The sequence below is a fragment of the Streptomyces sp. NPDC048002 genome, assembly GCF_040653275.1.
Lineage (GTDB): Bacteria > Actinomycetota > Actinomycetes > Streptomycetales > Streptomycetaceae > Streptomyces.
The window spans coordinates 416,659-433,778 of the sequence record NZ_JBEZNL010000002.1; the positions used below are offsets into that span (position 1 = coordinate 416,659).

The following is a 17,120-nucleotide window of genomic DNA, read 5'->3' on the forward strand; positions in this document are numbered from 1 at the left end:
TTCCAAACCGCCCCCCGCCTCCCGTCTCAGCCGACGGACTGCGTTTCGACCAGGTTTCCCCCAACGGCTACCCTCCCTTCCGTGGCTGAGATCCAGATTCCCGCTGACATCAAGCCCGCCGACGGTCGATTCGGCGCGGGCCCCTCCAAGGTGCGGACGGAAGCGCTGGACGCGCTGGCCGCCACCGGCACGTCCCTCCTCGGTACCTCCCACCGCCAGGCTCCGGTCAAGAACCTGGTCGGTCAGGTGCGCGAGGGCATCAGTGAGCTGTTCTCCCTGCCCGAGGGGTACGAGGTCGTCCTCGGCAACGGCGGCTCCACCGCGTTCTGGGACGTGGCGACGCACGGCCTGATCGAAAACAAGTCGCAGCACCTCAACTTCGGTGAGTTCAGCTCGAAGTTCGCCAAGGCCGCCAAGCTCGCCCCCTGGCTGGCCGAGCCCACGGTCATCGCGAGCGAGCCGGGCACGCACCCGGAGCCGCGGGCCGAGGCGGGCGTGGACGTGTACGCGTACACCCACAACGAGACCTCCACCGGTGTCGCCATGCCGATCAAGCGCGTGGCAGGTGCGGACGAGGGCTCCCTGGTCCTGGTGGACGCCACCTCCGGCGCGGGCGGTCTGCCCGTGGACATCGCCGAGACGGACGTCTACTACTTCGCCCCGCAGAAGTCCTTCGCCTCCGACGGCGGCCTGTGGATCGGCGTGTTCTCCCCGGCCGCGATCGAGCGCGCCGAGCGGGTCCACGCCTCCGGCCGGCACGTCCCGGAGTTCTTCAGCCTGCCGACGGCGATCGACAACTCCCGCAAGAACCAGACGTACAACACCCCGGCGCTCGCGACCCTCTTCCTGCTGAACCAGCAGCTGGAGTGGATCAACGGCCAGGGCGGTCTCGCCTGGTCCTCGGCCCGTACGAAGGACTCCTCGACCCGGCTGTACGGCTGGGCGGAGGAGAGCAAGTACGCGACGCCGTTCGTCACCGACGCGGCCAAGCGCTCGCAGGTCATCGGCACGATCGACTTCGCCGACGAGATCGACGCGGCCGCCGTGGCCAAGGTCCTGCGCGCCAACGGCGTCGTGGACACTGAGCCCTACCGCAAGCTGGGCCGCAACCAGCTGCGGATCGCGATGTTCCCGGCCATCGACCCGGCGGACGTCGAGGCGCTGACGAAGTGCGTCGACTACGTGATCGAGAAGCTGTGATCGAGAAGCTGTAACCGGCTTCCGTACGACGGCGAAGGGCGCCCACGCGAGTGGGCGCCCTTCGTCCGTTCCGCCGTTCCGCCGTTCCGCCGAGGGCCGTCGGCCGTCAGCGGCTGAGCTTCTGGAACCTGCGGACCGCGAGCGGCAGGAAGATCAGCGTCAGTACGACCGGCCACACGCCCGCCATCAGCAGGGCGTGTTCCTCGACCCAGGAGTCGCCGCCGCCGACCGGGGTGCCGAACAGGTCGCGGGTCGCCGCCGCCGTGGAGGAGATCGGGTTCCAGGCCGCCACCCAGCCCAGCCAGTCGGGCATCAGCTGCGGGGCGACGAAGATGCTGGAGATCATCGTCAGCGGGAACGCCACCGCGAACAGACCGCCCGCCGCCTCCGGGTTGGGGACGATCAGGCCGAGCCACACCCCGATCCAGATCAGCGAGCAGCGCAGCCACAGCAGCAGTCCGAACGCGGCCAGGAAGTTCAGCCCGCCGTCCGGGCGCCAGCCCATCGCCACCGCGGTCAGCATCATGATGGCCAACTCGGCGCAGGCGACGAGGAGATCGGTCACCCCGCGCCCGGCGACCACCGCGGAGGACTCCATCGGCATCGAGCGGAAGCGGTCGATGACCCCCTTGGTGGAGTCGTAGACGACCAGGGTGGCGGTGTTGATGAAGCCGAAGGCCATGGTCATCACGAACATGCCCGGCATCAGGAAGTCCTTGTAGTCCCCGCCGCCGGGCACCGTCATCGCGCTGCCGAAGACATAGCCGTAGAGCAGGACGGAGAGGATCGGGAAGCCCAGCTGCCAGGCGATGTTGACGGGCTGACGCCGGTAGTGGGTCAGGCCCCGGCGGACGATGTTCCAGACGTCGGCGAGCAGCCAGTACGTACGGCCGTGCCCGGCCTGGGTGTTGAGGTCAACGGTGTCAACGGTGTCCACGGTGGTCATGCGGCCGCCTCCTTCTCGGTGCGGTGCCCGGTCAGGCGCAGGAACACGTCGTCGAGGCTCGGCCTGCGCAGCCCGATGTCCTCCACCGCGACGCCCTCGTCCTGAAGGGTGCGGGCCACCTCGGTGAGCGCGGCCACCCGGTCGGTCACGGGCGCGTGCACCCGCAACTCGGTCTCGTCCGACTCCGGTTCGCCGTCGGAGACCCGGGCGACGACCTTCACCGCCCGCGGGATGTCGGAGCGCTCCGCCACGACCACCTCGATCCGGTCGCCGCCGACGAGGTTCTTCAGCCCGTCCGGGGTGTCGTCGGCGATGGCCCGCCCCTGGTCGATGACGGTGATCCGGGAGGCCAGCTTGTCGGCCTCCTCCAGGTACTGCGTGGTCAGCAGCACGGTGGTGCCGCTCGCCACCAACGCCCGCACCGAATCCCAGACCTCACCCCGGCTGCGCGGATCGAGCCCGGTCGTCGGCTCGTCGAGGAACAGGACCGACGGCGCCAGGATCATCGAGGCGGCGAGGTCGAGGCGGCGCCGCATGCCGCCGCTGTACTTGCCGACGCCCTTCTCGGCGGCGTCGGTCAGGTCGAACTGCTCCAGCAGCTCGACCGCACGGGCCCTGGCCCGCTTCCCGCCGAGGTGGAACAGCCGGCCGAACATCTCCAGGTTCTGCCGTCCGGTGAGCACCTCGTCCACGGCCGCGTACTGCCCGGTGAGCCCGATCCGGGCGCGCACTTCCCGCGCCCGGCGGACCACGTCCAGACCGGCCACGGTGGCGTGTCCGCCGTCCAGCCTCAGCAGCGTGGACAGGATGCGCACGGCGGTGGTCTTCCCGGCGCCGTTCGGGCCGAGCAGTCCGTGCACGGTGCCCTCGCGGACGGCGAGATCGAATCCGTCCAGGGCGTTCTTGTCGCCGTACCGCTTCTGAAGAGCCTCTGCCCGTACGGCGTATCCGTCGGTCATGGATCCCCCTTCTCCGTAACTGAGTACACCGTACCCGATTTCGCGTACGCCGTACCCAGTTTTTCTCCGGGGTCCTAGACTGACCGCCATGACCAGCGGCAAGGGCGGTACGGAGACCAGCGGCAGCGGCGACATCGCGCGCACCATGGAGCTGCTGTGGGACACCGGACGGCGCCCCAGCCGGGGCCCGCGGCCGACGCTCACACTCGACCGGATCGTGGAAGCCGCGGTCCGGGTGGCGGACACCGAGGGCCTTGAGGCGGCCTCGATGCGCCGGGTCGCCGCGGAACTCGGCACCGGCACCATGTCGCTGTACCGCTACGTCCCCGGCAAGGGCGAACTGCTCGACCTGATGCTGGACCACGTCCAGCGCCCCTCCGAGGACCCCGACGGCTTCGGCGACGGCAGCTGGCGCTCCGCGCTGGAGGCCCTCGGCCGGGCAACCCTGGAGCTGTACCGGCGCCACCCCTGGCTGCTCCAGGTCAACCAGTCCCGCCCGCTGCTCGGACCGAGCGCCCTGGACGGCATGGAGAAGATGCTCGCCCGGATCAAGCCGATGGGGCTGAGCGACCCCGAACTGGTCTCGGCGATCATCATGATCGACGGCTATGTGGTGGGCGCCGCGCGCACCCAGCTCTACCAGCGGGAGGCGGAGCGGCGCACCGGGCTGACCGACGCGGAGTTCTGGCAGGCGCAGACGCCGATCCTGGAGAAGGTCCTCACCACCGACCGCTACCCGCTGCTCGCCTCCCTCGACGAGAACACCTGGGGCCCCGACTTCGACCACTTCGAGTTCGGGCTGCAACGCATCCTGGACGGCCTCGAAGTGTGCGTGGCCCGGCGCCGCGAGGAGTGACGGGCGGTCAGGCCACCGCGGGCTCCCCCGGCCGTCTCACCGGCGCGGGCGGCGATCTCAGCGGGCCGACTCCCCACCCGCTCGGCTCCGGCCTCACCGGCGGCGCAGCAGCCTCCGGAAGCCGAGGACCACGGCGAGGACGGCCGCCACCGCGAGCGCGCCGACCTTGTAGTCACCGCCACCGTCCCCCGAACCCTCCTCCCCCGAAGGGGACTTGGAGTCACCCCCGGACCTGGAACCACCGTCCCCGCCCCCGCCCCCCGGCGCGTCCTCCGGCTCCACCGAACTCCGCTCGCCCTCGGCGCCGTACATGAGCCTGGAGCCGTCGGCGGTGTAGGTGACGGACTCGCCCTGCCCGAGGAAGGGCACGCTCAGGCGGCCGACGCGCTTGAGGTCGCCGCCGTTCCAGTCGTAGTGGACGGCGCCGAAGTAGCTGCGCACGACGAGGTCCTGACCGTCCGGGGAGAGGGCCGCGTCGGTGGCCTCCAGGTCGGGCACGGCGGCGACGGGCCGGAAGACGTTCGTACCGGAGGCCGACAGTTCCGCCGGCCCCTCGTACAGATGCCCGCCGGCCTCGTTCTTGTCGACGATGTACACCCGGCCGGTCTTCGGGTGCACCACGAGCGACTCCGCGTCCCGGGCGCCGTCGGAGTACTGCACGACGTACTGCGTGGCCTTCAGGGTCTGGTCCTTCAGCTCCTTCGGCTCGGGCAGTTCGTAGATCCACACGTGCGGCCAGGTGCCGCCGAGGTTGTCGCCGATGTCGCCGACGTAGAGGTGGTCGTCCGGCCCGACGGAGATCGCCTCGACGTCCCGCGGGGCGCCGACCCCGGTCATCGTGACGGTCGCGACCGTCTCGCCCGTGGCGCTGTCCACGGCGTACAGGTAGGCGCCGTCGTCGCTGTCGTTGTGGGTCCAGTAGACGCCCGGGTGCTGACGGGAGGCGGCCAGGCCGCTGGACTCGGTGATCCGCGGGTCCTCGATGGTGAAGGCCTCGTCGCCGTCGGCGGCGGAGGCGGGCACGGCGAACACGCCCGTGACGAGGACAGCGGCGAGAAGGGCGAAGGGTCGGCGCATGCCGCCAAGCCTGCCATCCCGCCCGCCGCTTCGGCCCGCGTGTCCGGCCTCACACCCCACCGGTCCCGCGGATCGTCCATCATGAGCGAATGCTCAGGTTCATGCCCGTCGGTGATTCGCAGACGATCGGAAGCGCGGGCGAACACACCTGGCGCTACCGGCTGTGGCGGCACCTGTGCACCACGTACGGCGGCCCCTGCACCCTCGTCGGCCCGCGCGAGGAGCTCTACGACAAGGCCACCGACGCCCCCACCTCGCACGCCTACGCCGACCCCGACTTCCCCCGCGCCCACCTGGCCGGCTGGGGCGAGGGCTGGCTGCACATGGCGCCGCTGGTCGGACAGGCGGTCCGCGACCACCGCCCCGACGTCCTCCTCGTCGCCCTCGGCCTGATCGACCTCGGCTTCTACACCAACGCCGAGCAGACGGCGGAGAACGTACGGGCCTTCGTCACCGAGGCACGGGCCGCCCGGCCGCGGGTGCGGATGGTGTTTCTGCCGGTCATCCCGAACATCCGGGCCGCCGCCGACCCCGCCTTCGCCGAGCAGGTGGACCAGTTCAACGTCCTGCTCGCCAAGGAGGTCGCCGACCTCGACGAACCCCGCTCCCCGATCCTGCTGGCGTCCCCGCCCGAGGACTACGACCTCCACACCGACACCTACGACGGCACCCACCCCAACGCCAACGGCGAACACCGCATCGCCGCGGCCTTCGCGGCGGCGATGAGCGAGGCATGGGGCATCGGCGACACGTACGGACCCGGGACGGACTGACTGCCCCGCCGGCGCGGGCACACCGTCCGACAACTCGCCCTGCGGACCGACAAGTTCTCGCCCCGCGGCTGACAGAATCGACCCCATGTCGATCATCCACCGCACCACGCTGAAGCCGACCAAGCTCGAACTGCTCGCCGGCTGGCTGCCCGGTCGCCCCTGGTACGAGGGTTCCGAGAGCCCGGAGTTGGCCAAGGCGGGTGGGTTCCGGCTGGACGACCCGGAGGGGGAGGTGGGGGTCGAGTTCATGGTGACCACCGACGCCTCGGGAACCGCGTACCTGGTGCCCCTCACCTACCGCGGCGCCCCGCTGGACGGCGCCGAGCACGCGCTGATCGGCACCCTGGAGCACGGCGTGCTCGGCAGGCGCTGGGCCTACGACGGCTGCCACGACCCGGTGCTCGTCACGGAGTTGTTCGCACTGATCGAGGGCCGCGCCCAGCCGCAGGCGCAGAGCATCGACAGCACCCCCGACCACGAGATCGCCCACTCGTACGGCGGAACCGGCGGCCTGCGCGCGACCGGCCCCGCCGTCGACGACGCGACCGGCACCGTCATCCGCGCCTCCGACGGCACCACCCTGCGCCTGCACCGCCGCCTCGGCCTCCCCGACTCCCCTCCCCCCGGCGCCCTCGGCCACGTCTCCGGCCACTGGACGACCGCGGACGGCTCCCCCACCCGAGGACTCTTCGCCGAGCTGCGCTGAACGTCCTTGCTTCGAGTCCACTCCACGCAGTTGGCTGGTACGCCATGAAGTACACGCAGCTCGGACGCACGGGACTCAAGGTCAGCCGGCTCGTCCTCGGCACCATGAACTTCGGCCCCCAGACCGACGAGGCCGACAGCCACGCGATCATGGACGCGGCCCTGGACGCCGGTATCAATTTCTTCGACACGGCGAATGTCTATGGGTGGGGCGAGAACAAGGGCCGCACCGAGTCGATCCTCGGCAACTGGTTCGCCCAGGGCGGCGACCGCCGCGACAAGGTCGTCCTCGCCACCAAGGTGTACGGCAACATGGGCGCCGACGGCCCGGCCTGGCCGAACCACGACAAGCTCTCGGCGCTCAACATCCGCCGCGCCGTGGACGCCTCGCTGAAGCGGCTCGGCACCGACTACATCGACGTCTACCAGTTCCACCACGTCGACCGGGACACCCCGTTCGAGGAGATCTGGCAGGCGATCGACGTCCTGGTCCAGCAGGGCAAGATCCTTTACGCCGGGTCCAGCAACTTCCCCGGCTACAAGATCGCCCAGGCCAACGAGACCGCCGCCCGCCGCGGCTCCCTCGGTCTGGTCAGCGAGCAGTGCCTGTACAACCTCTACGAGCGGCGCGCCGAGATGGAGGTCGTCCCGGCCGCCCAGGACTACGGCCTCGGCGTCATCCCCTGGTCACCCCTGCACGGGGGTCTGCTCGGCGGGATCATCAAGAAGGAGGCCGAGGGCGGCCGGCGTGCCTCGGGCCGCGCCGCGGACACCCTGGCCGACCCGGCGGCCCGCGCCCGGCTCCAGTCCTACGAGGACCTGCTGGACAAGCACGGTGTGGAGCCCGGTGAGGCCGCCCTGGCCTGGCTGCTCACCCGGCCCGGTGTGACCGGCCCGATCGTCGGCCCACGCACCGCGGACCAGCTCGACTCCGCGCTGCGGGCGGTGGAGCTGGAACTGGGCGAGGAACTGCTGGCCGGCCTGGACGAGGTCTTCCCCGGGCCGGGGCCCTCTCCGGAGGCGTTCGCCTGGTAGGCGCGGCGCAGGGGGCGCTCCGCGCGGGAGCGTCCCCTCACCAGCCTCGGGCGGAGGCGAGCGCCACCACGACGAACATCAGTACGAGCGCACCGGCCATGATCCGGTTCCGGGTTTTCGGGTCCACACTCCGAGCCTAACCGCCCGCGCCGAGTGGCCAGCGGGCGACCGCCTCGTACCGCGGCTGCTCCCCCGGCACCCCGGACCTCGGCAGGCTGCTGCGCACCAGCGCCAGCTCCGCCACCGTCCAGTCACGGCCGGTGAAGGCGTCCAGGGCCGACAGGTACGGCGTCACGTCCACCGCGTCCCGGCTGCGCGCCACGGTCAGGTGCGGCCGGTAGCGCCGGTGGTCGCCCATCGGCACCCCTGCCTTGCGCCCGGCGGCCTCCGCCCGGTCGGCGAGCAGCCGCAGCGCCGCCACGTCGCCGTCGGCGCCGATCCACAGGGCCCGCCCGTGCCCGAACTGTCCGCCCCCGCGCAGCCCCAGCCCGAACGGCCCGGTCCGCCGCGCGACCCGCGCCAGCCGCTCCGACAGCCCCGGCACGACCGCGTCCTCGACCTCCCCGTAGAAGGCCAACGTGAAGTGCCACCCGGGCTGCCCGGTCCACCGCATCAGATCCGCCCCCGGCAGCTTCTTCAGCGCACCGACTTCAAGGGCGAGTTCATCGGACACACCCTCCGGCGGAAGCACCGCGGCAAAAAGCCTCATCCCCCCACCCAACCACCACCAGCCACCCCCACCCACCCAGGGACGCGAGGAACTACGCGACCAGCCACGACAACGCCGCACCCGCCTCTCAGGGGCGCGGGGAACTGCGCGACCAGCCACGACGGCGCCGCACCCGCCTCTCAGGGGCGCGGGGAACTGCGCGACCAGCCACGACGGCGCCGCACCCGACCGAACACCCCCGACCGAGCACCCCCGCCCGCTCACACCGCGGAAGCGACCCGCTCACGCGGAACGAACCGCACCACGGGATGCCCCCGATCCCACCCCACGGACAGCCGCAGCCCGCCCACCCGGGCAAGCACCAGCCCGATGACCGCCGCGGCCACCGCCGCGACCGCCCCACCGACAGCGAGCCCCACCCGGGGCCCGTACGTGTCGGTGATCCACCCCACGATCGGCGCGCCCACCGGCGAACCCCCGAGGAAGACCATCATGTAGAGCGACATCACCCGCCCCCGCATGGCCGGATCCGTCGACATCTGGATCGTGGTGTTCGCGGTGACGTTGACCGTCATCCCGAACAGCCCCAGCGGAATCATCAGCAGCGCGAACATCCACAGCTCGGGAGTCACCGCCGCGGCGATCTCCACCGCGCCGAACACCATCGCGGCCAGACTCAGCACCCTGAGCCGCGCCGTGCCCCGCCGCGCGGCGAGCAGCGCCCCGGTGACCGAGCCGACCGCCATGAGCGTGTTGAACAGGCTGTAGGAGCCGGCTCCCGCGTGGAAGACCTCGTCGGTGAAGGCGGAGAGGTAGACGGGGAAGTTGAAGGCGAACGTGCCGACGAAGCCGACCAGCACGATGGGCCAGATCAGCTCGGGCCGCCCGGCGACGTAGCGCAGCCCCTCGCGCAGCTGCCCCTTGCCGCGCGGCGCCCGCTCGACGGTGTGCAGCTCCCGCGCCCGCATCAGCAGCAGCCCGGAGATGGGGGCGACGAAGGACAGGCCGTTGAAGAGGAACGCCCACCCCGTGCCGACCCCGGTGATCATCAGACCGGCCACGGCGGGGCCGACCAGCCGCGCGGACTGGAAGTTCGCCGAGTTCAGACTGACGGCGTTCTGGAGCTGCTCGGGTCCGACCATCTCGGTGACGAAGGACTGGCGGGCGGGGTTGTCGAGGACCGTCGCGAGGCGCATGGCGAAGGCGGCGACGTAGACGTGCCAGACCTCGACGTGTCCGGTCAGGGTCAGGAAGGCCAGCGCGAGACCGGTGACGGCCATCGCGGACTGGGTGGCCAGCAGGGTGGGCCGCTTGGGCAGCCGGTCGACGAGGACACCGCCGTACAGGCCGAAGAGGAGCATCGGCAGGAACTGGAGGGCCGTGGTGATGCCGACCGCGGTCGCGGAGCCGGTGAGGCTGAGCACCAGCCAGTCCTGGGCGATGCGCTGCATCCAGGTGCCGGTGTTGGAGACGACCTGTCCCATGAAGAACAGGCGGTAGTTCCGGACGCGCAGCGAGCTGAACATCGAGGACGAGGACTTGGTGGTAGGAGTGGTCGGTGCGGGGGCGGAAGCTGCTCCGGATCCCGTACTCAAAGGGTCGCCTCCTTCTGGGCCTCTCTACAGATACGCGCCTACAGATGCGCGCCTACAGATGCGCGAGCTTCTCCAGCACGGGGGCGGCGGCGCGGAGTTTCGCCCACTCGTCCTCGTCGAGACCGTCGACCAGGGTGGCCAGGAAGGCGTTGCGCTTGGCGCGGCTCTCGGCGAGCATCGCCTCGGCCTGTTCCGTCTTCGTGACGACCTTCTGGCGCCGGTCCTCGGGATGCGGCTCCAGGCGGACCAGCCCCTTGGCCTCCAGCAGCGCGACGATGCGGGTCATCGACGGCGGCTGGACGTGCTCCTTGCGGGCGAGTTCGCCCGGAGTGGCCTTGCCGCAGTTGGACAGGGTGCCGAGCACCGACATCTCGGTGGGGCTCAGCGACTCGTCGACCCGCTGGTGCTTGAGCCGGCGGGACAGCCGCATGACGGCGGATCGCAGGGAGTTCACGGCGGCAACGTCGTCGCCATGGGTAAGGTCCGACATGTTCTTTAGGTTAACTCATTACCCTGACTAAAGACCACCCGTGAGCGCCCATCTGCCCGTGACTCAGGCCACTGAACCTCTTCATCACCCATATGAGTGAGCCGATTCCGGAAAGTGACCCATGGCCCGCCCGCATGGGGTGACCCTCGGTCCATGGGGACCAGCGTGCTCAGCCTGCGGATAGACGGGGAGCTGCTCGAACGGCTCCGGCACCATGCGGCGAAAAGGGGAATGAGCGTCCAGGACTATGTGGTCCGGACGCTCATTCGCGACGACTTCGACGAGCGGTTCCAGACCGCCGTCGAGGAGACGGAGAAGTTCTACGGGGTCACCTGATCCCACCCGGGCGGGTGACCCCGAGAACTCCGAGAACTCCGAGAACCGGGACGCGGGATCAGGTCAGACCCAGGGCCGGGATCAGGTCAGACCCAACGCCGGCATCAGGTAGTAGAAGGCGAAGACGGCGGAGACGACGTACATCGCGGCGGGGATCTCCCTGCCCCGCCCGGCCGCCAGCCGCAGCACCACGAAGGTGATGAAGCCCATGCCGATGCCGTTGGTGATCGAGTAGGTGAACGGCATCATCACCATCGTGACGAAGGCCGGGATCGCGATCGTGTAGTCGGCCCAGTCGATCTCCTTCACGGAGCCGGCCAGGATCAGGAAGCCGACCGCGAGCAGCGCCGGGGTGGCCGCCTGGGACGGAACCATGGTGGCGATCGGCGTCAGGAACAGGGCCGCGGTGAACAGGCCGCCGGTGACGATGTTGGCGAAGCCGGTCCGGGCGCCCTCGCCGACACCCGCCGTCGACTCCACGAAGGCCGTGGTGGCCGAGGAGGAGCTGGCACCGCCCGCGGCGACCGCGAGGCCGTCGACGAACAGGACCTTGTTGATGCCGGGCATCTGACCCTGGGCGTCGGTCAGCTTCGCCTCGTCGGAGACGCCCATGATCGTGCCCATCGCGTCGAAGAAGCACGACAGCAGGACCGTGAAGACGAACAGCACGCCGGTCAGTACGCCGACCTTCGCGAAGCCGCCGAACAGGCTGACCTCGCCGACGAGGCCGAAGTCGGGGGTGGCGACCGGGTTGCCGGGCCACTTCGGGGTGGTCAGACCCCAGGAGGGGATGTCCGCGACCGCCTCGACGACCAGCGCGACGACCGTCATGACGACGATCGAGATCAGGATGGCGCCGGAGACCTTGCGCACGATCAGGGCGAGCGTCAGCAGGGCGCCCAGGATGAAGACGAGCACCGGCCAGCCGTTGAGGTGACCGTCGCTGCCGAGCTGGAGCGGGACGGTGGTGTGGGCGGCGTCCGGGATGCGCGAGACGAAGCCGGAGTCCACCAGACCGATCAGCATGATGAACAGGCCGATACCGATCGAGATCGCCTTGCGCAGGCCGAACGGCACCGCGTTCATCACCCGCTCGCGCAGACCCGTGGCGACCAGCAGCATCACCACGAAGCCCGCCAGCACGACCATGCCCATGGCGTCCGGCCAGGACATCCGGGGCGCGAGCTGGAGCGCGACGACGGAGTTCACGCCGAGGCCGGCGGCCAGCGCGATCGGGACGTTGCCGATGACACCCATCAGCAGGGTGGTGAAGGCCGCCGTCAGCGCGGTGGCGGTGACCAGCTGACCGTTGTCGAGCTGGTTGCCGTACATGTCCTTCGCGCTGCCCAGGATGATCGGGTTCAGCACGATGATGTAGGCCATCGCGAAGAAGGTGGCGAAGCCACCGCGTACCTCACGCGCGAGCGTGCTGCCCCGCTCCGAGATCTTGAAGTAGCGGTCGAGGGCGCCGTACGCGGGCGCGCCGCCGGGCTGCTCGGGGGCGGGGACCTTGGCGGAGGCCGAGGTGGTCATTGGCGTTTCCTACGAACAGAAGTGGTCAAAGACAAACGGTTTCAGTATGAACATATAAGGAGGCGATCGCTATCTCCGCGCGTAGACCATGGTCGGCCGTGTCACATTCCGATCGCCTCGTAAGCTGTGCCCATGGCGAAGTGGACCCCCAAGCACGAGGCGCCGGAGCCCCTGGAGGGCCCCGTCGTCGCCACCATCACCGGCGGCACGATCCTCTGGTTCGTCCTCTTCCTGGTCCAGCTGCCGTTCTACGGCTGGTTCGACGACCGCGGGCACGCCTGGTGGGTGTGGACCTGCCTGGCCGGCGCCGGTCTCGGCCTGATCGGCATCTGGTACGTCCGGGGCCGCGACGCGGCGCTCAAGCGGGCGGCGGAGTCCGAGCAGCCGCAGCCGTAGCCGCGCGGCCCGCGAGCCGCCCCCGGTGGCGGACTACAACCACGGAACCACTTCGCGGCGTTGGCCGTCCTCCCCAGGTCGGATCTGCGCGCACTCGGCGGGTGAAGCCGTAGTTCCGCACGTACCGTCGAAGGCATGACGCACCTCGACGCGGGCACCGAAGTCGATCCCGGCCGTACGCCGCCCGCCCCGGTGGACGCCGGCGGACTGACCGCCGCCGAGGTGGCCGAGCGGATCGGGCGCGGCCAGGTCAACGACATCCCGGTGCGCAGCAGCCGGTCCACCACCGAGATCGTCAGGGCCAACGTCTTCACCCGGTTCAACGCCATCATCGGCGTGCTCTGGGTGATCATGCTGTTCGTCGCGCCGATCCAGGACAGCCTGTTCGGCTTCGTCATCCTCGCCAACACCGGCATCGGCATCGTCCAGGAGTGGCGGGCGAAGAAGACCCTGGACTCCCTCGCCGTCATCGGAGAGGCCCGGCCCACCGTCCGGCGCGACGGCATCGCCACCGAGGTGGCGACGGCCGAGATCGTGCTGGACGACCTGATCGAGATCGGGCCCGGCGACAAGGCCGTCGTCGACGGGATCTGCGTCGAGGCGGACGGGCTGGAGATCGACGAGTCCCTGCTCACCGGCGAGGCCGACCCGGTCGTCAAACGCCCCGGTGACCAGGTCCTCTCCGGCAGCTTCGTGGTCGCGGGCGGCGGCGCCTTCCAGGCCACCAAGGTCGGCCGCGAGGCCTACGCCGCCCAGCTCGCCGAGGAGGCGTCCCGCTTCACCCTCGTCCACTCCGAGCTGCGCTCCGGCATCTCCACCATCCTCAAGTACGTGACCTGGATGATGGTCCCGGCCGCGCTCGGCCTGGTCGCCACCCAACTGTTCGTGAAGAACAACGACCTGGACGACTCCGTCGCCCGGACCGTCGGCGGCATCGTCCCCATGGTCCCGGAGGGCCTGGTCCTGCTCACCTCCGTCGCCTTCGCCATCGGCGTCATCCGACTTGGCCGAAAACAGTGCCTTGTCCAGGAACTCCCCGCCATCGAGGGCCTCGCCCGCGTCGACACCGTCTGCCTCGACAAGACCGGCACCCTCACCGAGGGCGGCATGGACGTCACCGAGCTGAGACCGCTCGGCGGCCAGGACGAGGAGTACATACGCCGGGTGCTCGGCGCCCTCGGCGAGTCCGACCCCCGCCCCAACGCCTCCCTCCAGGCCATCATCGACGCCTACCCCGACACCGAGGACTGGCGCTGCACCGAGTCCCTCCCCTTCTCCTCCGCCCGCAAGTACAGCGGCGCCTCCTTCAGCGAGGGCAACGGCGAGTCCAGCACCTGGCTGCTGGGGGCGCCCGACGTGCTGCTCGCCCCGGACGACCCCGCCCTCGCCGAGACCGAACGGCTCAACGAGCAGGGCCTGCGCGTCCTGCTCCTGGCCCGCACCGGACGCGAGCTGGACGCCCCCGAGGTGGCCGCCGGTGCCAGGCCGGCCGCGCTGGTCGTCCTGGAGCAGCGGCTGCGGCCCGACGCCGCCGACACCCTGCGCTACTTCGCCGAGCAGAACGTCCGCGCCAAGGTCATCTCCGGTGACAACGCCGTCTCCGTGGGCGCGGTCGCCGCCAAGCTGGGTCTGGAGGGCAGCACGGTCGACGCCCGGACGCTGCCGCGCGAGAAGGACGGCATGGCCGAGGCCCTGGACGCGGGCACGGTCTTCGGACGGGTCACCCCGCAGCAGAAGCGGGACATGGTGAGCGCGCTCCAGGCGCACGGGCACACCGTCGCGATGACCGGCGACGGCGTCAACGACGTCCTCGCGCTGAAGGACGCCGACATCGGCGTCGCCATGGGCTCCGGGTCCGAGGCGACCCGGGCGGTGGCCCAGATCGTGCTGCTCAACAACAGCTTCGCGACGCTGCCCTCGGTGGTCGCCGAGGGGCGACGGGTGATCGGGAACATCACCCGGGTCGCCACCCTGTTCCTGGTGAAGACCGTGTACTCGGTGCTGCTGGCGGTGCTGGTGGTGTGCTGGCAGGTGGAGTACCCGTTCCTGCCGCGGCACCTGACGCTGCTGTCCACCCTGACGATCGGCGTCCCGGCCTTCTTCCTCGCCCTCGCGCCCAACAAGGAGCGCGCGCGACCGCACTTCGTACGGCGGGTGATGCGGTACTCGATCCCCGGTGGGGTGGTGGCCGCCGTCGCGACCTTCCTGACCTATCTGATCGCCCGGCACCACTACACGGGCGAGGGGGCGCTGGACGCGGAGACCAGCGCGGCCACGCTCACCCTGTTCCTGATCTCGATGTGGGTGCTGGCCATCATCGCCCGCCCCTACACCTGGTGGCGGGTGGTACTGGTGGGCTCCATGGCGCTGGGCTTCGTCGTGGTGCTGGTCGTGCCGTGGCTCCAGGAGTTCTTCGCGCTGAAGCTGGTGGGCGTCACGATGCCGTGGATCGCGGTGGGCATCTCGGCGGTGGCGGCGGTCGCCCTGGAGTTCCTGTGGAGGTGGGTCGACCGCCGCTTCCCCGCGTGAGACGCGGTGCGGGACGTCCTACCGCACGTCGACGAAGTCGCCCGCGGCGGAGACCGGCGCGGTGCTGGTGATGCCGGCGTAGGTGAAGCGGTAGTAGCCGTCCACGTCGGCCTTCACGGTCGTCTTCAGGGCGCCGCCGGTGGTGGTCTTGATGCCCTTGACGTTGGTGTAGGCGGTGGTGCCGGCCTTGCGGAACTGGAGGACCACGCTCTGGCCGCTGGGCAGGCCGGAGTACTTGTTGGTCTCCCAGTTGGCGCGGGTCAGCTTGCCGGTGACCGTGATGGTCTTGCCCTTCTTCACCGGCTCCGGCGCGGCGTCCACGGTCAGCTTCGCGTTGCGCTGGACCAGCGTGGAGCCGAGACCGCCCTGGTCGGCGTAACCGGTCTTGGTGATGTCGTACTCGTCGCTGAGCGGGTCCTGGCCGTTCCGGGCGAGCGCGAGGGCCGCGCCCTTCCAGGAGCCGGCGTCGGCGTTGATCAGCTCGCCCTCGGAGGGGTAGACGTCGATCTTGCCCTTGCAGTCGGCGGTGGTCGCGGAGGTCGCGGCGCAGGTCGCCGGCGCGTTGCCGAAGAGCATGTTGTCGGGGGCCGTGTAGGAGCCCTTGTAGAGGTACGGGCCGGTCTCGAAGTCGTCGGCCGTGATGTCGACGTCCGCCGCGTGGGTCAGCGTGTAGGTGACCGTCGTCGAGACGCGGTCCTTCGCACCGACCTTGAAGCTCTTGGCGATCTTGAAGTTGGAGAAGGTGACGTCCATGTCGTACGGGGTGTCCGCGCGGGTGCCGAAGGCGCTCTTGGCGTGCGCGGCACGGGCCTTCGCGACGTCGGCGCGGTAGGCGGAGCCGGAGTCGTCGGCCTGCGCGGCCGGCACGGCGAAGGCGGACAGGGCCAGGGCGCCGGTGACGGCGGCGACGGTGGCACGTATGCGCATGCGTTCCCCAAGTGGTCGTGAAGGGAGCCTGGATGCTCCACGAGATCAGATGGCACCTGGGTTGGTTCGGTTGCCCCGCGACTCCGCGATTGACCGAAAACACGGACACCCGCCCCCGGCCGGCTGCCGGGGGCGGGCGTCGGACGAAGCGTCAACTGCTACTGCACGTCGACGAAGTCACCGGCGGCGGTGGCCGGCGCGGTGCTCGTGATGCCCTTGTAGACGAAGCGGTAGTAGCCGTCGGTGGACGCGGTGGTGGTGGTCTTCAGCGCGCCGCCGGTGGTGGTCTTGATGCCCTTGACGTTGGAGTACGTCGTGGAGCCCTTCTTGCGGAACTGCAGCACGACGCTCTGACCGCTGGGGATGCCCGAGTACTTGAGCTCCTCCCAGTTGGCGCGGGTCAGCTTGCCGGTGACCGTGATGGTCTTGCCCTTCTTCACCGGCTCCGGGGAGGCGTTGACGGTCAGCTTCGAGGTGCGCTGGACCTTGTGGGTCTTGTAGAAGTCGTTGGCGTAGATCTCGCCGTCGTTGGACAGCGCGGCCGCGGTCACGTGCCAGCTGCCGGCCAGCGTGTTGGAGAGCAGGTCGTCGTACGTGCTCGCGGTGATGGTGAGCTTGCAGTTCGACGTGGTGGCGCTGACCGGGGTGCAGGTGGCGGCTTCCTCGTTCGGCGGGAAGTAGCCGTCGATGTCCTCCACCGGGTCGGTGCCGTGCCACAGGTCCATGTACGCGTCCGCGATACCGCTCGGGTGCGACGCGGTGAGGGAAACGGTGAAGGTCTTCTCGGTCGTGACACCGAAGACGAGGTTCTTGCCGGCGTTCACCGTCACGTTGGAGACGGTGGGCGCCTCGGCGGCCGTGCTGAACGCGGACTTGGCGGAGGAGGAGCCGAAGCGCTCGGCGGCGCTCGGCTTGTCCGCTCCGGCGGCGTCCCGCGAGTCGGCCTGCGCGAACGGGACAGCAAGGGCGGACAGGGCCAGGGCGCCGGTGACGGCGGCCACGGTGGCTCGAATGCGCATGTGTTCCCCACGTGGAGAGGGACCCCGACGTGGTCGTTCCCTACGGCTCGTCGGCTGTCGGGGCCCAAGTGATC

At 70.3% G+C, this 17,120-nt stretch carries 17 protein-coding genes; 8 read left to right on the forward strand and 9 right to left on the reverse strand.

The window, feature by feature from the left end; all coding sequences use genetic code 11:
• The first annotated feature begins 81 nt into the window (after positions 1-81).
• Positions 82-1,200, forward strand: a complete 1,119-nt coding sequence (gene serC, locus AB0E07_RS04830) for a phosphoserine transaminase (protein ID WP_362246440.1) — start codon at positions 82-84, stop codon at positions 1,198-1,200.
• 106 nt (positions 1,201-1,306) lie between these two features.
• Here the strand turns inward: serC and AB0E07_RS04835 are convergent, their stop codons facing one another.
• Positions 1,307-2,146, reverse strand: a complete 840-nt coding sequence (locus tag AB0E07_RS04835; protein WP_362246442.1) for an ABC transporter permease — start codon at positions 2,144-2,146, stop codon at positions 1,307-1,309.
• Positions 2,143-3,105, reverse strand: coding sequence for an ATP-binding cassette domain-containing protein (locus AB0E07_RS04840; protein ID WP_362246444.1), 963 nt, complete (start codon positions 3,103-3,105; stop codon positions 2,143-2,145). The genes AB0E07_RS04835 and AB0E07_RS04840 overlap by 4 nt, the downstream gene beginning before the upstream one ends.
• 88 nt (positions 3,106-3,193) lie before the next feature.
• Between AB0E07_RS04840 and AB0E07_RS04845 the strand changes: the two genes are divergently transcribed.
• Positions 3,194-3,961, forward strand: coding sequence for a TetR/AcrR family transcriptional regulator (locus tag AB0E07_RS04845; RefSeq protein WP_362246447.1), 768 nt, complete (start codon positions 3,194-3,196; stop codon positions 3,959-3,961).
• 93 nt (positions 3,962-4,054) lie between these two features.
• Here the strand turns inward: AB0E07_RS04845 and AB0E07_RS04850 are convergent, their stop codons facing one another.
• Positions 4,055-5,038 carry a WD40 repeat domain-containing protein gene (locus tag AB0E07_RS04850; RefSeq protein WP_362246449.1) on the reverse strand — a complete coding sequence of 328 codons (984 nt, stop codon included), beginning with the start codon at positions 5,036-5,038 and terminating at the stop codon, positions 4,055-4,057.
• Between the two features lie 89 nt (positions 5,039-5,127).
• Here AB0E07_RS04850 and AB0E07_RS04855 point away from each other — a divergent pair, with 89 nt between their 5' ends.
• The 3 genes from AB0E07_RS04855 to AB0E07_RS04865 all read left to right on the forward strand — a co-directional run bounded on the left by AB0E07_RS04855 (position 5,128) and on the right by AB0E07_RS04865 (position 7,551).
• Positions 5,128-5,811, forward strand: a complete 684-nt coding sequence (locus AB0E07_RS04855) for a GDSL-type esterase/lipase family protein (protein ID WP_362246452.1) — start codon at positions 5,128-5,130, stop codon at positions 5,809-5,811.
• An 85-nt stretch (positions 5,812-5,896) separates the two neighbouring features.
• Positions 5,897-6,517 carry a 1,4-alpha-glucan branching protein gene (locus AB0E07_RS04860; RefSeq protein ID WP_362246454.1) on the forward strand — a complete coding sequence of 207 codons (621 nt, stop codon included), beginning with the start codon at positions 5,897-5,899 and terminating at the stop codon, positions 6,515-6,517.
• Between the two features lie 44 nt (positions 6,518-6,561).
• The gene (locus tag AB0E07_RS04865; protein WP_362246456.1) at positions 6,562-7,551 is read left to right on the forward strand and encodes an aldo/keto reductase; all 990 of its coding nucleotides are present in this window, start codon (positions 6,562-6,564) and stop codon (positions 7,549-7,551) included.
• 136 nt (positions 7,552-7,687) lie between these two features.
• Here the strand turns inward: AB0E07_RS04865 and thpR are convergent, their stop codons facing one another.
• The 3 genes from thpR to AB0E07_RS04880 form a co-directional block, all read right to left on the reverse strand.
• Positions 7,688-8,260, reverse strand: a complete 573-nt coding sequence (gene thpR / locus AB0E07_RS04870; RefSeq protein WP_362246458.1) for an RNA 2',3'-cyclic phosphodiesterase — start codon at positions 8,258-8,260, stop codon at positions 7,688-7,690.
• 221 nt (positions 8,261-8,481) lie between these two features.
• Positions 8,482-9,816: an MFS transporter gene (locus tag AB0E07_RS04875; RefSeq protein ID WP_362246460.1), complete on the reverse strand. Its 1,335-nt coding sequence runs from the start codon at positions 9,814-9,816 to the stop codon at positions 8,482-8,484.
• Between the two features lie 52 nt (positions 9,817-9,868).
• Positions 9,869-10,306 (reverse strand): MarR family transcriptional regulator, encoded by a 438-nt coding sequence (locus AB0E07_RS04880; RefSeq protein WP_362246462.1) that lies wholly within the window; start codon positions 10,304-10,306, stop codon positions 9,869-9,871.
• Positions 10,307-10,459: 153 nt separating this feature from the next.
• Between AB0E07_RS04880 and AB0E07_RS04885 the strand changes: the two genes are divergently transcribed.
• Positions 10,460-10,642: a ribbon-helix-helix protein, CopG family gene (locus tag AB0E07_RS04885; RefSeq protein WP_015659639.1), complete on the forward strand. Its 183-nt coding sequence runs from the start codon at positions 10,460-10,462 to the stop codon at positions 10,640-10,642.
• Between the two features lie 81 nt (positions 10,643-10,723).
• Here the strand turns inward: AB0E07_RS04885 and AB0E07_RS04890 are convergent, their stop codons facing one another.
• The gene (locus AB0E07_RS04890; protein WP_362246465.1) at positions 10,724-12,175 is read right to left on the reverse strand and encodes an NCS2 family permease; all 1,452 of its coding nucleotides are present in this window, start codon (positions 12,173-12,175) and stop codon (positions 10,724-10,726) included.
• A 132-nt stretch (positions 12,176-12,307) separates the two neighbouring features.
• Between AB0E07_RS04890 and AB0E07_RS04895 the strand changes: the two genes are divergently transcribed.
• Both AB0E07_RS04895 and AB0E07_RS04900 read left to right on the forward strand, forming a co-directional pair.
• Entirely contained in the window at positions 12,308-12,571 is a 264-nt protein-coding gene (locus AB0E07_RS04895; protein WP_362246467.1) for a DUF2530 domain-containing protein, read from the forward strand.
• Between the two features lie 135 nt (positions 12,572-12,706).
• Complete coding sequence (locus AB0E07_RS04900) at positions 12,707-15,100, forward strand: cation-translocating P-type ATPase (RefSeq protein ID WP_362246469.1); 2,394 nt, start codon at positions 12,707-12,709, stop codon at positions 15,098-15,100.
• A gap of 18 nt (positions 15,101-15,118) precedes the next feature.
• Here AB0E07_RS04900 and AB0E07_RS04905 read toward each other — a convergent pair whose 3' ends face one another.
• Positions 15,119-16,027 (reverse strand): hypothetical protein, encoded by a 909-nt coding sequence (locus tag AB0E07_RS04905; protein WP_362246471.1) that lies wholly within the window; start codon positions 16,025-16,027, stop codon positions 15,119-15,121.
• 158 nt (positions 16,028-16,185) lie between these two features.
• Positions 16,186-17,046, reverse strand: coding sequence for a DUF5707 domain-containing protein (locus AB0E07_RS04910; RefSeq protein WP_362246473.1), 861 nt, complete (start codon positions 17,044-17,046; stop codon positions 16,186-16,188).
• Positions 17,047-17,120: the final 74 nt, after the last annotated feature.

Excerpts from the sequence above, each read along its gene's own strand:
- AB0E07_RS04835 (WP_362246442.1), bottom strand. The coding sequence starts at position 2,146 with ATGACCACCGTGGACACCGTTGACACCGTTGACCTCAACACCCAGGCC.
- AB0E07_RS04840 (WP_362246444.1), bottom strand. The coding sequence starts at position 3,105 with ATGACCGACGGATACGCCGTACGGGCAGAGGCTCTTCAGAAGCGGTAC.
- AB0E07_RS04845 (WP_362246447.1), top strand. The coding sequence starts at position 3,194 with ATGACCAGCGGCAAGGGCGGTACGGAGACCAGCGGCAGCGGCGACATC.
- AB0E07_RS04850 (WP_362246449.1), bottom strand. The coding sequence starts at position 5,038 with ATGCGCCGACCCTTCGCCCTTCTCGCCGCTGTCCTCGTCACGGGCGTG.
- AB0E07_RS04855 (WP_362246452.1), top strand. The coding sequence starts at position 5,128 with ATGCTCAGGTTCATGCCCGTCGGTGATTCGCAGACGATCGGAAGCGCG.
- AB0E07_RS04860 (WP_362246454.1), top strand. The coding sequence starts at position 5,897 with ATGTCGATCATCCACCGCACCACGCTGAAGCCGACCAAGCTCGAACTG.
- AB0E07_RS04865 (WP_362246456.1), top strand. The coding sequence starts at position 6,562 with ATGAAGTACACGCAGCTCGGACGCACGGGACTCAAGGTCAGCCGGCTC.
- thpR (WP_362246458.1), bottom strand. The coding sequence starts at position 8,260 with ATGAGGCTTTTTGCCGCGGTGCTTCCGCCGGAGGGTGTGTCCGATGAA.
- AB0E07_RS04880 (WP_362246462.1), bottom strand. The coding sequence starts at position 10,306 with ATGTCGGACCTTACCCATGGCGACGACGTTGCCGCCGTGAACTCCCTG.
- AB0E07_RS04885 (WP_015659639.1), top strand. The coding sequence starts at position 10,460 with ATGGGGACCAGCGTGCTCAGCCTGCGGATAGACGGGGAGCTGCTCGAA.
- AB0E07_RS04890 (WP_362246465.1), bottom strand. The coding sequence starts at position 12,175 with ATGACCACCTCGGCCTCCGCCAAGGTCCCCGCCCCCGAGCAGCCCGGC.
- AB0E07_RS04895 (WP_362246467.1), top strand. The coding sequence starts at position 12,308 with ATGGCGAAGTGGACCCCCAAGCACGAGGCGCCGGAGCCCCTGGAGGGC.
- AB0E07_RS04900 (WP_362246469.1), top strand. The coding sequence starts at position 12,707 with ATGACGCACCTCGACGCGGGCACCGAAGTCGATCCCGGCCGTACGCCG.
- AB0E07_RS04905 (WP_362246471.1), bottom strand. The coding sequence starts at position 16,027 with ATGCGCATACGTGCCACCGTCGCCGCCGTCACCGGCGCCCTGGCCCTG.
- AB0E07_RS04910 (WP_362246473.1), bottom strand. The coding sequence starts at position 17,046 with ATGCGCATTCGAGCCACCGTGGCCGCCGTCACCGGCGCCCTGGCCCTG.